The following is a 14853-nucleotide window of genomic DNA, read 5'->3' as shown; positions in this document are numbered from 1 at the left end:
CGGGATTCATCTTTTTCTCTGCAGAAACTCAAGAAACACAAGGGTTTCGGTGTTGAATGTGCGATGAAAATATGATATGATGGAGCTATGTGAGTATTACAATTTCTTATGGGAGGGTTTATCTTGCGTACAATCGAAGCGAAACAGATTACGGAAGCCGTTGCCGAGATGTGCAAAGAGGCTGCCTACTATCTGCCGGACGACGTCTACGAGGCTTTGAAGCGCGGACGCGAGGCAGAGGAGTCGCCGGTAGGGCGCGACGTGCTCGACCAGATCATCCGCAATGCGGAGATCGCCAAGGCCGAGGATCGCCCCATCTGTCAGGACACCGGCATGACGATCGTCTTCCTTGAGATCGGTCAGGATCTGCACATCGCAGGCGGCGATCTCGAAGAGGCGGTCAACGCCGGTGTCGCCAAGGGCTATACGGAAGGGTATCTCAGAAAGTCCGTCGTCGCCGAGCCGCTGTTCAACCGCAAGAACACGCAGAACAACACGCCTGCCGTCATCTACACGAGCATCGTGCCGGGCGATAAGCTCAAGATTACGGTCGGCCCCAAGGGCTTCGGCAGCGAGAACAAGTCGGGCGTCAAGATGCTCGTTCCTGCGGATGGTGTCGAAGGCGTCAAGAAGGCCGTGCTCGACATCATCCTGCACGCAAGCTGCAACCCCTGTCCTCCTATGGTCGTCGGCGTCGGCATCGGCGGCACGATGGACCGCGCGGCCTACTATTCGAAGAAGGCGCTCGTGCGCTCCATCAACGAGCGCAACCCCATGCCCGAGTACGCGAAGCTTGAAGGCGAGCTTCTTGAGATGATCAACAAGACGGGCATCGGCCCTCAGCTAGGCGGCTCCGTATCGGCTCTCGCCGTCAACGTCGAATGGGGCCCGACGCACATCGCGGGACTGCCCGTGGCCGTCACGATCTGCTGTCATGCGATGCGCCACAAGGATCGCGTCCTTTAATTGCTCGGGATGGGAGGATAAGAAAAATGGCTGAAAAGATTCGTATCGAAACACCGTTCACCGTGGAGCAGTCCAAGAAGCTCAAGGCGGGTGACAGCGTGCTCATCACGGGCACGATCATCAGCGCGCGCGATGCGGCGCACAAGGTCATGTGCGAGGCTCTGGCGCGCGGCGAGAAACTCCCCGTGGAATGGAAGAATGAAATCGTCTACTACCTCGGACCTACGCCCGCAAAGCCCGGCGATCCGATCGGCTCGTGCGGCCCGACGACGGCAGGCCGCATGGACGCCTACACGCCGACGATGCTTGAGCAGGGCATCACGGGCATGATCGGCAAGGGATCGCGCGACCCGAAGGTCATCGAGTCGATGAAGAAGAACGGCGTGACGTACTTCGTCGCCGTCGGCGGCGCGGCGGCACTGATCGCCAAGTCCGTCAAGAAGTACGAAGTGCTCGCCTATCCGGAACTCGGCCCGGAGGCTGTGGCACGTCTGACCGTCGTCGACTTCCCGGCGATCGTCGGCATCGACTGCGAGGGAAATAACTTCTACGAGATCGGCCAGGCGCCGTATCGTAAGTTATAGGAAGCGCCGCCCCTTGGCGCTTTCATGGAAGCGCTGAACAGGCGCTTCCTGCAATCCGCCCCCCGCATGATGCGGGGCGCAAAGAATTTATAGGAGGTATAGAATGATTAACACAACTTTTTACGCCCGCCGCCTGCATTCTCTGGTCGGCTTGCTGGCACTCGGAGGATTCCTCATGGAGCACATCCTCACCAATGCTTCGGCTCTGGGCGGCGCTGAAGCGCTGAACGGCAAGCTCGCCATGATGGAGCTGATCCCGAAGCCGATCTTCCTCGGACTTGAGATCGGCGCTGTCGCCATCCCGTTCCTCTTCCATGCGATCTATGGCATCTACATCTGCATGCAGGCGAAGAACAACCCGACGAAGTACGGCTACCTCAACAACTGGAACTTCGCTTTCCAGCGCTGGACGGCATGGTTCCTGCTCGTCTTCCTCGTATGGCACGTCGGCTACCTGCGCTGTTATGTCAAGGGTGTCCTCGGCACGCCGATCACCTACGAGCTGATCCAGAGCTACGTCACGAGCAGCCCGATCGTCTTCGTCCTCTACCTCATCGGCATGCTCGCGGCGATCTTCCATTTCACGAACGGCATCGCGACCTTCCTCATGACGTGGGGCGTCGTCAAGGGCCCTCGCGCCCAGAAGACGGCGGGACTTCTCTCCATGATGCTCTGCGCGGCTCTGAGCCTCGTGACGATTGCCTTCATGGTGAGCTACTTCGTTCCCATGCATTGATCGATTGTTTGTGATGTATAGATAAGGAGAGAACCTACATGGCTGAAAAGAAAAAAATCATTATTGTAGGCGGCGGTCTCTCGGGTCTCATGGCGGCCATCAAGGTCTGTGAGCTCGGCGGCGAAGTCGACCTGTTTTCCTACTGCCCCGTGAAGCGCTCCCACTCGCTGTGTGCGCAGGGCGGCATCAACGCCTGCATGGACTCGAAGGGCGAGCATGACAGCGTTTACGAGCACTTCGATGATACGGTCTACGGCGGCGACTTCCTCGCCGATCAGGTCGCGGTCAAGGGCATGGTCGAGGCAGCGCCGAAGCTCATCAAGATGTTCGACCGCATGGGCGTTCCCTTCACGCGCACGCCGGAAGGCAACCTTGACCTCCGCAACTTCGGCGGTCAGAAGAACAAGCGCACCTGTTTCGCCGGCTCGACGACGGGTCAGCAGCTCCTCTATGCGCTCGACGAGCAGGTTCGCCGTTGGGAAGTCAAGGGCGGCGTCAAGAAGTATGAGTTCTGGGAATTCATCCGCATCATCAAGAACAAGGACGGCATCTGCCGCGGCATCGTCGCGCAGAACATGAACTCGATGGAGATCAAGGCGTTCCCCGCCGACGTCGTCATCCTCGCGACGGGCGGCCCCGGCCAGGTGTTCGGCCGCTGCACGGCTTCGACGATCTGCAACGGCTCGGCCGTTTCCGCTGTCTATCAGCAGGGCGCACACATCGGCAACCCCGAGTTCATCCAGATTCATCCGACGGCGATTCCGGGTTCTGACAAGAACCGTCTGATGAGCGAGGCATGCCGCGGTGAAGGCGGACGCGTCTGGGTCTATCGCGACGGCAAGCCCTGGTACTTCCTTGAGGACATGTATCCGGCATACGGCAACCTCGTGCCACGCGACGTCGCCTCGCGCGCCATCTTCAAGGTCTGCGTGCACATGGGTCTGGGCATCAACGGCGAGAACCGCGTCTACCTCGACCTTTCCCACATCGATCCGCACTACTTGGAGCGCAAGCTCGGCGGTATCCTCGAAATCTACATGGACTTCGTCGGAAAAGATCCGCGCAAGGTGCCGATGGAGATCTTCCCGTCCGTCCACTATTCGATGGGCGGCATTTGGGTCGATCGCCTGCACCACACGAACATCAAGGGGCTCATGGCCTCGGGCGAGTGCGACTACCAGTACCACGGCGCGAACCGCCTCGGCGCGAACTCGCTCCTTTCCGCCGCTTACTCCGGCACGGTATCCGGTCCTGAAGCCATGCGCATGGCGAAGGCCGGCGAGCTTGGCGACGCCCTCACGCAGGCGGAGCTTGACAAGGCGCGTCAGGAAGTCGTCGACCAGTTCGAAGGCATCCTCAAGATGGACGGTCCTGAGAACGCACACAAACTCCACCACGAGCTTGGCGATCTCATGTACAAGTATGTTTCCATCGAGCGCGACAACAACGGCCTTGACCAGTGCCTCGTGGAGCTCAAGGGAATCCTCAAGCGCTGGGACAACATCGGCCTGACGGATCGCGGTCATTGGGCGAACCAGGAAGCCATGTTCGTGCGCCAGCTGCGCAATATGATCCTCTACGCGATGTGCATCACGAAGGCGGCTCGCTGCCGCGACGAGAGCCGCGGCGCTCATGCCAAGATTGCCCTCGACGCGAACGGCAAGCGCATGATGGACGGCGACGAGCTCGTCTTCATGCCGCGTGACGACAAGAACTTCATGCGCATCTCCATCGTCGACTACGACCCGAAGACGGAAGAGCCGATCGTCAGCTACGACGAGTTCGATCATTCGCTCATCAAGCCGCGTGCGCGTAACTACGCGGTAGCGAAGAAAGAGTAAGAGGAGGAGATAGCAAATGGCAGAACAGAAGAAAGTAAGATTCATCATAGAGCGCCAGGATGGCCCTGACGCCAGCCCCTACAAGCAGGAATTTGATGTCGACTATCGTCCCGGCCTCAACGTCGTCGCGGCTCTGATGGAGATCCAGAAGAACCCTGTGACGGTCGACGGCAAGACGGTCGCACCCGTCAACTGGGAGTGCAACTGCCTGGAGAAGGTCTGCGGCGCCTGCATGATGGTCATCAACGGCAAGGCGCGTCAGGCCTGCTGCTCGCTCATCGACGAGCTTGAGCAGCCGATCACGCTCGCGCCGGCACGCACCTTCCCCGTCATCCGCGACCTCCTCATCGATCGCTCCGTCATGTTCGAGAGCCTGAAGCGCATCCATGGCTGGATCGAGATCGACGGCTCTTGGGACAACCCCGATGCTCCGCTGCAGAATCCTTACACGGCGGAGACGACGTACGAGATCTCGCACTGCATGACGTGCGGCTGCTGCCTTGAGGCGTGCCCGAACGTCGGCCCGCAGTCCGACTTCATCGGACCTTCGCCTACGGTGCAGACGCTTCTCTTCAACCTTCATCCGATGGGCAAGTTCGACGAGCCGAAGCGCCTCGAAGCCCTCATGGGCAAGGGCGGCATCACGAGCTGCGGCAACAGCCAGAACTGTGAGAAGGCCTGCCCGAAGGAGATCAAGCTCACGAAGCACCTCGCACAGCTCAACCGCGACGTCAACAAGCAGGCGCTGAGGAATATCTTCAACAACTAAAAAAAGGAACGACGGCGAATTCTTCGCCATCGTCCCAAGATAGAAGGAGCGCACTTCCCGATTTCTGGGGAGTGCGCTCTTGTCTTATGCACTCACGGGAAGCGGAAGGTTGAAATATTTCTTTCAGATTCCTTGACAAGCCCCCCATCGCTCTGTATAATAGTATCTGTTGCCGACCTTACGGAAGGCGATGGATGGCCCGGTAGTTTAGTTGGTTAGAATGCCGCCCTGTCACGGCGGAGGTCAGGGGTTCAAGTCCCCTTCGGGTCGCCACTTCATGCGGAAGTAGCTCAGTGGTAGAGCACCACCTTGCCAAGGTGGGGGTCGCGAGTTCGAGCCTCGTTTTCCGCTCCATACGGCGACATAGCCAAGCGGTAAGGCAGGGGTCTGCAAAACCCTCATTCCCCAGTTCGATTCTGGGTGTCGCCTCCAAAACGATAGGTAAAGGAAGCACAGGTTTTCGGTGATTCCTTAGGACTGCTGCAGAGATTCTGCGGCAGTCTTTTTTCAAATATAACGGTGTGGGAGGATGTATTTTGTCGCAGGAAGAATTGAAGAAGGAAATAGAGAAAAGGCGCACGTTCGCCATCATTTCGCACCCGGACGCGGGCAAGACGACGCTGACGGAGAAGCTCCTGCTCTACGGTGGGGCAATCCACCTCGCAGGATCGATCAAGTCGCGCAAGACGCAGCGCCACGCCGTGTCCGATTGGATGGAGATCGAGAAGCAGCGCGGCATTTCCGTCACGTCGAGCGTGCTGCAGTTCGACTACGCGGGCTGCCGCATCAACATCCTCGATACGCCCGGGCATCAGGATTTCAGCGAGGATACGTACCGCACGCTGATGGCGGTCGACAGCGCCGTCATGATCCTCGATGTGGCGAAGGGCGTCGAGGCGCAGACGAAGAAGCTTTTCAAGGTCTGCCGTGAGCGCCATATTCCAATCTTCACCTTCGTCAACAAGCTCGACCGCTTCGGCAAGGCGCCGCTCGACCTCATGGCGGAGCTGGAAGATGTGCTGGGCATTCGCTCTTATCCGATGAATTGGCCGGTCGGTACGGATGGCAATTACAAGGGCGTCTACGATCGCGCGAAGCGCGAGGTCGAGCTTTTTGCCGCCGATGCGAGCCACGGGCAGACGGAACGCGTCTCCGTCTGCGGCTCGATTGACGACGAGGCTTTCATGGCGCAGCTGACGGAAGAGGAGTGCCGGACGCTCGCCGATGACATCGAGCTTCTCGATGCGGCGGGCGAGGACTTCGACCGCGGGAAGGTCGATCGCGGCGAATTGACGCCGACGTTCTTCGGTTCTGCCATGACGAATTTCGGCGTCAAGAATTTTCTGGAGGAGTATCTGCGACTCGCACCCGCGCCTGCGCCGCGCGCTTCATCCGACGGCGTCATCGAGCCGACGGACGAGCGCTTCTCGGCTTTCGTCTTCAAGATCCAGGCGAACATGAATCCCGCGCATCGCGATCGCCTCGCCTTCATTCGCATTGTGTCGGGCGCGTTCGAGCGCAACATGAGCGTCTGGCACGAAAAGAGCGGCAAGCTGATCAAGCTCGCGCAGCCGCAGCAGTTCCTCGCGCAGGATCGGCAGATCATCGACGAGGCATTTCCGGGCGACATCGTGGGGCTTTTCGATCCCGGCATCTTCTCGATCGGCGATACGCTGACGGACGCCTCGCACAAGTTCAAGTACGAAGATTTTCCCGTGTTTCCGCCCGAGAAGTTTGCACGCGTCTCGGCGAAGGACACGATGAAGCGCAAGCAGTTCGTCAAGGGCGTCGAGCAGCTCACGCAGGAGGGCGCGATCCAGCTTTTCATGCAGGAGGGCGCGGGCGCGGACGCATACATCGTCGGCACGGTCGGCACGCTGCAGTTTGAAGTGCTCGAATACCGTCTGAAGAACGAGTACAATGTCGATATCGTGCTGCAGATGCAGCCCTACGAGGTCGCGCGTTGGATGACATTCGCCGATGGGCGCGAAATCACGCCCGCAACCCTGCGCGGCGCAGACCGCGGCATGTTTGTGCGCGACCGCCGGGGCAATCCCGTGCTGCTCGTGAGCAACGAATGGGCGCTCGGCTGGATCACGGAGAACAATCCCGACCTCCTGCTTCATGCCGTACCCGTCGACCGTACGGAGGCATAAAGCCTTGTCGAAGAGGCGAAAAGTGTGGTAGAATACCATGATGTAACAAAATGAAGGAAACGCTGATGAGATTGGCGGTTCCCTGAATGAGCAGGAATGGGGGGCTGTTGGAATGAAGAGCATGACGGGGTTCGGCGCGGCGGGCCGGGAGAACGAGGATTACAAGGTTCATGTGGAAGTGAAATCGGTCAATCAGCGGTATCTGGACATATCGTTTTCCATGCCGCGCGCTCTCAATGTCTTTGAGAACGATATGCGCCATGTCATCAAGAAATTCTCGGCGCGCGGCAAGATCGATGTGAACATCGCCTTTCATGACAAGCGCGAAAAGGAAGCGACCATCGTCGTTGACAAGAACTTGGCACGCGCCTATCAGACGGCGCTTTACGAACTTGGCGATTTCCTGCATTTGACACCGCCCGCCGATGTATGTAAAATAGCCTTGTATCCCGACGTCCTGCGCGTGCACGAGGAGAGCCGCGATGTGCTTGACGCCCGCGAACTCGTCTTTGACGCCTTGGAAAACGCTTTGGAGCATTTCGCCCAAATGCGAAAGAAGGAGGGCGAGCATACGCGCCTCGACTTTGAGCCGCGCCTCGATTTCCTTGCCGAGGCAATCGAAAAACTCTCGGCCTTCGAGCCGGAGATCGTCGAGCGCTACCGCACGCACCTGAGGAACGTCCTCAGCGAGATGCTCAAGGGACAGGGAATTGATGAGATGCGCATCCTGCAGGAAACGGTGCTCTACGCTGACCGCATCAGCTACAATGAAGAGGTCGTGCGCCTCAAGAGCCACATCGCCCAGTTCCGTGAGACGATCGAGGTGGAGGAAGCGCCCATCGGCAGGAAGCTCGACTTTCTGATTCAGGAGATCAATCGCGAGACGAACACGATTGGCGCGAAGGCGAACTTCACGCAGGCGGCGAAACTTGTCGTCGAGATCAAGAGTGAGGTCGAGAAGCTGCGCGAGCAGGTGCAAAACATCGAGTGAGGGGTCAATATGGACATCAAGCTCATCAATATCGGGTTTGGCAACATCGTTTCGGCGAACCGCGTCGTGGCGATCGTCAGCCCTGAATCGGCGCCGATCAAGCGCATCATTCAGGAGGCGCGCGACGGCGGCAGGCTCATTGACGCCACTTACGGCAGACGGACGCGCGCCGTTGCCATCATGGACAGTGATCATGTGATTCTTTCTGCCGTGCAGCCGGAGACCGTGGCGCATCGCGTTCTTGAGTCAGACACTCCGGAAACGAAAGAAAGAGAGGACGGAAAATGAGAAAAGGACTTTTGGTCGTCGTTTCCGGCCCGTCGGGTGCGGGCAAGGGCACGATCTGTCAGGCGCTCTTGGAAAAGACGCCGCTTGCCTACTCCGTTTCCGCTACGACGCGAAAGCCGCGTGCGGGCGAGGTCGACGGCGAGAGCTACTATTTCCTCTCGGTCGAGGCGTTCGAGAAAATGATCGAAAAGGACGAATTGCTCGAATGGGCAAAGGTCTACGACAATTATTACGGAACGCCATTGAAAAAGGTGGAGGAAAAGCTCGCGGCGGGCGAGGATATCTTGCTTGAGATCGACACGCAGGGCGCGATGAAGGTGCGCGAGAAGTTTCCTGAGGGCGTCTACGTCTTCATCTTGCCGCCGTCGCTCGCCGAGCTGGAAAGGCGCATCCGCGGGCGCGACACGGAGACGGAGGACGTCTTGCAGAAGCGCCTCGCTGCGGCGATCGATGAGATTGAAGCGGGAAAGTGCTACAAGTACGTCGTCACGAACGACGAGGTCGATGGCGCGGTCGATTCCGTCTGCGCCATCCTTGCGGCGGAGAGGCGCCTTGTCGCACGCAATGGAGAGCTTTTTGACGAAATAGAAAAGGGAAGGGAAGATCCGATATGAGCATGGCAGATCCTTCGATCAACAAACTCTTGGAGGTAGTCGACAGCCGCTACACACTCGTCGTCTTGGCGGCGAAGCGTGCGCGTCAGCTTTTGAGCGGCGATGAGCCGAAGGTGGTGGCGAAGTCCTCGAAAGATGTGACGATTGCTCTGGAGGAGATTTCTGAAGGCGACATCCTTTATCGACGCAGCAAAGGCGGCATAAAGTAATGATTCTTGCGGACAAGAAGATCCTTCTGGGCGTCACGGGCGGCATCGCCGCCTACAAGGCGGTGGAGATTGCGAGCCGCCTGCGCAAGAAAGGGGCGGAGGTTCACGTCGTCATGACGAAGGAGGCCGCCTGTTTTGTCACGCCGCTGACCTTCCGCGAGATTACGGGACAGCCCGTGTCGCTCGACATGTGGGAAGAGCCTGCGCATTGGAACGTCGAACATATCGCTCTGGCGCGTCTGGCGGATCTTGTGCTCATCGCGCCCGCTACGGCGAACATCATTGCCAAGGCGGCGGCGGGCATAGCCGACGACATGCTGACGACGACGCTGCTTGCTGTCACATCGCCGATCTTCTTCGCTCCGGCGATGAACAGCGCGATGTATGAAAATCCCGTGACGCAGGAAAATATGGCAAAGCTCCAAGCGCGTGGCTGGCATAAGATCGAGCCGGCAGCGGGATACTTGGCTTGTGGCGTCTCGGGCGTCGGGCGTCTGCCTGAGCCTCAGGACATCGTGCGCGAGCTGGAAGAAGCGGGCGCGCGCGGCAAGACGCTCGCCGGCAAGAAAGTGCTCGTGACGGCGGGCGGCACGCTTGAAGCCATCGATCCCGTACGCTTCATCGGCAATCGTTCGAGCGGCAAGATGGGTTATGCCATCGCGCAGGAGGCGGCGCGGCGCGGCGCTGACGTCGTGCTCGTCGCGGGCGGCACCGTCGCGCTCGCCGATCCCGACGGTGTGCGCGTCCTGCGTACGGAATCGGCGCTCGCCATGCGCGATGCCGTGCTGCAGGAAGCCGAGGACGCTGCGATCGTCATCAAGGCGGCCGCCGTCGCCGACTATCGCCCGAAGACGCGGCAAGTGCAGAAGATCAAGAAGAACGACGCTGAACTCACGCTTGTCTTGGAGAAGAATCCCGATATTTTGCTGGAACTGGGCGGCCGAAAAAAGGAGAAGCAGATCCTTGTGGGGTTTGCGGCAGAGACGCAGAATCTCCTCGACTATGCGAAGGCGAAGCTCCAAAAGAAGAATCTTGACCTCATCGTGGCGAACGATGTGACATGCCCCGACGCGGGATTCAATACGGAGACGAATCTCGTGAAGATCGTGGCGCGTGACGGCTCCGTCGAGGAAGTTCCTTTGATGAGCAAGCAAAAAGTGGCAGAGGTTCTCCTCGACCGCATCGAATCCCTACAAAAATAGTTGACAATTGAAATATTTTCTCGTATAATAAAGCCGAATCGAATATCACTCATCAAGAGCAGTGGAGGGACTGGCCCTATGAAACTGCGGCAACCGTTGGCGTAGGCCAAAAAGGTGCCAATTCCTATAGGTATTGCCTATGAGATGGGAGCGAAGGAAGACTCTCTTTTCGTAGGAAGAGAGTCTTTTTTGATGGATGATGTATGCTGCGAATCGGCTTCTGCCGAAGACGTTTCGCGGACGATCTCATGAAAGCGGCGCTTTGAGGCCGCCGGGCAGGGAAGGTCGCACCTTGCTTTTCCAGATATTTGCTGCAGGCGACAGCGGCGGAATGGAGCATACCATGAGCAAAACGATGTTGTTCACTTCCGAGTCGGTGACGGAAGGTCATCCCGACAAGATGGCCGATCAGATTTCTGACGCCATTCTCGATGCGATCCTTGCAAAAGATCCGCAGGGGCGCGTGGCGTGCGAGACATTGGTGACGACGGGACAGGTGCATGTCGTCGGCGAGATCTCGACTTCGTGCTACATCGACATCCCGCACATCATCCGCAAGACTGTGGAGAAGATCGGCTACACGCGTGCGAAGTATGGCTTCGATGCAGCGACGTGCGGCATTCTCGTATCGCTCGATGAGCAGTCTGCCGATATCGCACTCGGTGTTGACAAGGCGCTTGAGGCGAAGGAAGGTGAGTCCGATGTCGCCGACTCCATCGGCGCGGGCGATCAGGGCATGATGTTCGGCTATGCGGCGAACGAGACGCCTGAGCTCATGCCGCTGCCGATTGCACTCGCACATCGTCTGGCACGTCGCCTTGCAGAGGTGCGTAAGAACGGCGAACTCGGCTACCTGCGCCCCGACGGCAAGACGCAGGTAACGGTGCGCTATGAGGACGGCAAGCCCGTCGCCGTCGATACCGTCGTCATCTCCACGCAGCACGATCCGGAAGTCGACCTGGCAACGATCCGCAAGGATATGATTGAAAAGGTCATCAAGGTCATCATTCCGGCAGAACTTCTGACGGCAGACACGAAGTATTTCGTGAACCCGACAGGCAAGTTCGTCATCGGCGGCCCGCAGGGCGACTCGGGCCTCACGGGCCGCAAGATCATCGTCGATACCTACGGCGGCATGGCACGTCACGGCGGCGGCGCCTTCTCGGGCAAGGATCCCACGAAGGTCGACCGCTCCGCTGCCTACGCCGCGCGCTATGTGGCGAAGAATGTCGTCGCCGCAGGACTCGCCGATCGCTGCGAGATCCAGCTCGCCTACGCCATCGGCGTCGCGCGTCCCGTATCGATCATGGTCGATACGTTCGGCACGAACAAAGTGGACGAAGCTCTGATCGAAAGGCTTGTGCACGAGAACTTCGATCTGCGTCCGGCCTCGATCATCAGCAACCTCGACCTGCGCCGCCCGATTTACGAGCAGACGGCGGCCTACGGCCACTTCGGCCGCACCGATGCCGATCTGCCGTGGGAGAAGACGGACAAGGCGGACGCCTTGAAGAAAGCTGCGGGAATCTGAAAAGGATACATATACAAAACGGGACAGCTGCAAGGCTGTCCCGTTTTGTCGCGCATCATAGCTTCCCTTGTAATGAAGATGTTTTCATGGTATAATGGCAATAGGAGGTGATTCCATGAAGAAGATGCTTTGCGCCGCCCTTCTGGCTATGCTTGCGGTGAGTGCGGCTCCTGTTTTTGCGGCTTCGATGTCATCGGCGAAAGATACGACAGGCGTGCAGCGCTATAATTGCTGCGGCAGCAGATACTATCGCGACAGCGAACAGAGCGGCCCCTACTGTGACGAGAACGGCTACTGCACTTACGATCGCAGATAAAGCCGAGGCTATGGAGCATTGCTCCGTGCGCCCCGCAGGAAAAAATCCCCTTCGCGACTCTTTTGAGAGAAGCGAGGGGGATTCTTCATTTCCGCATTTGTCCTAGATAGTGCACGACGAATTGCTGCGCCGTGCGTCCGCTGCGTCCGGAGTGCTCAAGCTCCCAGCGATGCGCGAGGATGCGAAGCTCTTCGGGGGCGAGACGGACGCCCTCTTTTTCAAGGTAGTGGGCGATGATGGCATGATATTGCTCTTGGTCGGGCGCGAGGAAGGTGATGATGAGACCGAAGCGGTCGGAAAGAGAGACGGTTTCGTTCACGCTGTCCTGACGATAGAGTTCGTCCTGCGCCTGATCGCGGTCGCGCCAGCTTTCCTTGATGAGGTGGCGGCGGTTGGACGTCGCGTAGATGAGCACGTTTTGGGGACGCGCCTCGACGCCGCCTTCGATGGCGGATTTCAGATACTTGTACTCTGTCTCAAATTCCTCGAACGAGAGGTCGTCGAGGAAGAGGATGAAGCGCTTGGAGGGAAATCGGCGAAGCGCTGCGAGAATGCGCGGCAGTTCGCCGAGCTGCGATTTCGCGAGCTGCACGAGTCGAAGACCGCGACCATAGTATTCGTGAGCGAGAGCCTTGACGGAGGAGGACTTGCCCGTGCCGCGTGCGCCGATCAAAAGGACGTTGTTGGCGGGACGCCCTTCAAGGAAGGCTTCTGTATTGTCTGTCAGCTGCTTCTTCTGGCGGTCGTAGCCGATGACGTCAGTGAGAGGAAGCGCTTCGAAGTGCTCGACGCCTTGAAGCTTGTGCTCTTTGTCGTTCCAGGAGAACGCCTTGCAGCTCGAAATCTCGCCGCAGCCGTAGCGCTGGTAAAAATCGAGGAAGGCGTCTGAGACTTCCTCTGCCGATGCCGCAGATGCCATGCGTTCGTGGAGGAAGGAGGACGCTTCGTTCGTGCAGCGCTTCGTCGGTTCGTAGTCGTCAAGGAGGTCGCATGGAAGCATGGCGCTTGGCGGCTCATGAAAGACATCGGCGAGGATTTCCATATCGCGCACGAAGGCGCGGCGAAGACTCTTGCCGACATTGCCGGAAGCTTGTTCCACCGTGCATGCGAAGGTGTTTTCCACATGAGCGAGCACATGGAGAAAATAGGAGCGCAGGATATTTCCGGAGAGACCGAGCGATTCCGCCTTCTCGATGAGCCCTGCGGTGAAATCGTAAGCGTGCGAAGTGTTCTCGGGATTTTCCAGAAAGCACAGGAATTTCCCGATGAGCGTATCCTCTAATATGGGACGGCAGATGCAGAGTTCCTGCAGGCGAGGTTTGAGCATGTCTTTCTCCTCTCGTCAGAACGTCAGTTTTTCCTTGATGCGCTCGACCGCTCGCTTCGTATTCTCTCGGTTGCCGAAAGCCGTGAGGCGGAAATATCCTTCGCCGCATGGACCGAACCCTGCGCCCGGCGTGCCGACGATGTCCGCGCCTGTGAGAAGGCGGTCGAAGAAGTCCCACGAGGAGAGTCCGTGCGGTGTCTTGAGCCAGATGTAGGGCGCGTTTATGCCGCCGTATGCCTCAAGACCGATGGATTCGAGGCCCTCGCGGATGAGTCGGGCGTTTTCGAGGTAGTAGGAGATGGCAGCCGCCGTCTCTCGCTTCCCTTCGGGTGTGAAGATGGCCTCTGCGCCGCGCTGGATGATGTAGGAGGTGCCGTTGTACTTCGTCGTGTGGCGGCGATTCCAGAGCGGGTTGAGGCTCTTCTTCGTGCCGTCGGCGCTCCTGCCCTGCACGCTCTTCGGCAGCACGATGTAGCCGCAGCGCGTGCCCGTGAAGCCCGCTGTCTTCGAGAAGGAGCGGAATTCGATGGCGACGTCCTTCGCGCCCTCGATCTCGAAGATGGAGTGCGGCAGATCGTCCTCGGTGATGAAGGCCTGATAAGCGGCATCGAAGAGAATGACAGACTCGTTCTCTCGCGCGTAGGCGACCCATCGGGAGAGAGACTCGCGCGTCATCGCCATGCCCGTCGGGTTGTTCGGCGAGCAAAGATAGATGATGTCGACATGCTCCGTGGGCAGCTCGGGCAGGAAGCCGTTCTCTGCCGTGCAGGGCAGGTAGACAACCCCCGAGAAGTGTCCGTTTTTCTGCAGTGCGCCCGTGCGTCCCGCCATGACATTCGTGTCGAGGTAGACGGGGTAGACGGGGTCGGTGATGGCGATTTTCGCTTTTTCGCTGAAGATTTCCTGGATGTTGCCGCAGTCGCTCTTGGCTCCGTCAGAAATGAACACCTCGTCCGACTCGATGCCGAGTCCCGGGAAGTTGTTTTCTATGATTTTTTCGATGAGGAAGCCGTAACCCTGCTCGGGCCCGTAGCCGCGGAAGGTCTCGGCTGCAGCCATCTCGTCAACCGCCTTGTGCATGGCGGCGATGCAGGCGGGCGGCAGGGGCTGCGTCACGTCGCCGATGCCGAGCGAGATGACGTCGGCCGCAGGGTTCTTTTCCTTATAGTCAGCGACACGGTGCGCGATCTCGCGGAAGAGATAGCTGCCGGCGAGTTTCAGATAGTTTTCGTTGATGTAAGCCATTGTGATTCCTCCTGTTGCTTCATGCAAGGCGGGCGGATACGGTTCGCGTCCGTCAGAGTTTACGGCTATCATTGTAGC

15 protein-coding genes, 3 tRNA genes and 1 riboswitch are annotated in these 14853 nt (G+C 58.8%); of the genes, 16 read left to right on the top strand and 2 right to left on the bottom strand.

The features are described from left to right. Positions 1–123 precede the first annotated feature (123 nt). The 16 genes from SELSP_RS08250 to SELSP_RS08175 all read left to right on the top strand — a co-directional run bounded on the left by SELSP_RS08250 (position 124) and on the right by SELSP_RS08175 (position 12203). Positions 124–966, top strand: a complete 843-nt coding sequence (locus SELSP_RS08250) for a fumarate hydratase (protein WP_013740917.1) — start codon at positions 124–126, stop codon at positions 964–966. Between the two features lie 26 nt (positions 967–992). Beyond that, on the top strand, positions 993–1550 hold the full coding sequence (locus SELSP_RS08245) for a Fe-S-containing hydro-lyase (protein WP_006191398.1): 558 nt from the start codon (positions 993–995) through the stop codon (positions 1548–1550). Positions 1551–1653: 103 nt separating this feature from the next. Next, positions 1654–2286 carry a succinate dehydrogenase gene (locus SELSP_RS08240; RefSeq protein WP_006191399.1) on the top strand — a complete coding sequence of 211 codons (633 nt, stop codon included), beginning with the start codon at positions 1654–1656 and terminating at the stop codon, positions 2284–2286. 38 nt (positions 2287–2324) lie between these two features. Next, positions 2325–4127, top strand: a complete 1803-nt coding sequence (sdhA, locus tag SELSP_RS08235) for a succinate dehydrogenase flavoprotein subunit (RefSeq protein ID WP_006191400.1) — start codon at positions 2325–2327, stop codon at positions 4125–4127. Positions 4128–4143: 16 nt separating this feature from the next. Then, complete coding sequence (gene sdhB, locus SELSP_RS08230) at positions 4144–4896, top strand: succinate dehydrogenase iron-sulfur subunit (RefSeq protein ID WP_006191401.1); 753 nt, start codon at positions 4144–4146, stop codon at positions 4894–4896. Between the two features lie 196 nt (positions 4897–5092). Next, positions 5093–5169 (top strand) — tRNA-Asp (locus tag SELSP_RS08225). 6 nt (positions 5170–5175) lie between these two features. Beyond that, positions 5176–5250 (top strand) — tRNA-Gly (locus tag SELSP_RS08220). A 3-nt stretch (positions 5251–5253) separates the two neighbouring features. Then, positions 5254–5328: transfer RNA gene (locus SELSP_RS08215), tRNA-Cys, on the top strand. A 104-nt stretch (positions 5329–5432) separates the two neighbouring features. Next, positions 5433–7052, top strand: a complete 1620-nt coding sequence (locus SELSP_RS08210; protein ID WP_006191403.1) for a peptide chain release factor 3 — start codon at positions 5433–5435, stop codon at positions 7050–7052. A gap of 112 nt (positions 7053–7164) precedes the next feature. Next, entirely contained in the window at positions 7165–8043 is an 879-nt protein-coding gene (locus tag SELSP_RS08205; protein ID WP_006191404.1) for a YicC/YloC family endoribonuclease, read from the top strand. A 9-nt stretch (positions 8044–8052) separates the two neighbouring features. Continuing rightward, a complete protein-coding gene (gene remA, locus SELSP_RS08200) occupies positions 8053–8331 on the top strand; it encodes an extracellular matrix/biofilm regulator RemA (protein ID WP_006191405.1) in 279 nt (92 codons plus the stop codon). Next, complete coding sequence (gmk, locus tag SELSP_RS08195) at positions 8328–8945, top strand: guanylate kinase (RefSeq protein WP_006191406.1); 618 nt, start codon at positions 8328–8330, stop codon at positions 8943–8945. The genes remA and gmk overlap by 4 nt, the downstream gene beginning before the upstream one ends. Beyond that, positions 8942–9154, top strand: coding sequence for a DNA-directed RNA polymerase subunit omega (gene rpoZ / locus SELSP_RS08190; RefSeq protein ID WP_006191407.1), 213 nt, complete (start codon positions 8942–8944; stop codon positions 9152–9154). The genes gmk and rpoZ overlap by 4 nt, the downstream gene beginning before the upstream one ends. Beyond that, on the top strand, positions 9154–10356 hold the full coding sequence (coaBC, locus tag SELSP_RS08185; protein WP_006191408.1) for a bifunctional phosphopantothenoylcysteine decarboxylase/phosphopantothenate--cysteine ligase CoaBC: 1203 nt from the start codon (positions 9154–9156) through the stop codon (positions 10354–10356). Before rpoZ ends, coaBC begins: the two co-directional genes overlap by 1 nt. Before the next feature lie 46 nt (positions 10357–10402). Further along, positions 10403–10507: riboswitch (SAM riboswitch) on the top strand. A gap of 192 nt (positions 10508–10699) precedes the next feature. Then, on the top strand, positions 10700–11887 hold the full coding sequence (metK, locus tag SELSP_RS08180) for a methionine adenosyltransferase (protein WP_013740916.1): 1188 nt from the start codon (positions 10700–10702) through the stop codon (positions 11885–11887). 115 nt (positions 11888–12002) lie between these two features. After that, positions 12003–12203, top strand: coding sequence for a hypothetical protein (locus SELSP_RS08175; RefSeq protein WP_006191411.1), 201 nt, complete (start codon positions 12003–12005; stop codon positions 12201–12203). An 85-nt stretch (positions 12204–12288) separates the two neighbouring features. On the opposite strand, the gene SELSP_RS08170 is transcribed toward SELSP_RS08175, so the two are convergent. Both SELSP_RS08170 and SELSP_RS08165 read right to left on the bottom strand, forming a co-directional pair. Beyond that, positions 12289–13530, bottom strand: a complete 1242-nt coding sequence (locus SELSP_RS08170) for an ATP-binding protein (protein WP_006191412.1) — start codon at positions 13528–13530, stop codon at positions 12289–12291. A 15-nt stretch (positions 13531–13545) separates the two neighbouring features. Beyond that, on the bottom strand, positions 13546–14775 hold the full coding sequence (locus tag SELSP_RS08165; protein ID WP_006191414.1) for an LL-diaminopimelate aminotransferase: 1230 nt from the start codon (positions 14773–14775) through the stop codon (positions 13546–13548). Between the last annotated feature and the right edge of the window lie 78 nt (positions 14776–14853).

Origin of the sequence: Selenomonas sputigena ATCC 35185, assembly GCF_000208405.1 — a bacterium.
In the GTDB taxonomy this organism is placed as follows: Bacteria; Bacillota; Negativicutes; order Selenomonadales; family Selenomonadaceae; genus Selenomonas; species Selenomonas sputigena.
The sequence above is the reverse complement of the archived record's forward strand: the minus strand, read 5'-3'. Positions and strand labels throughout refer to the sequence as shown.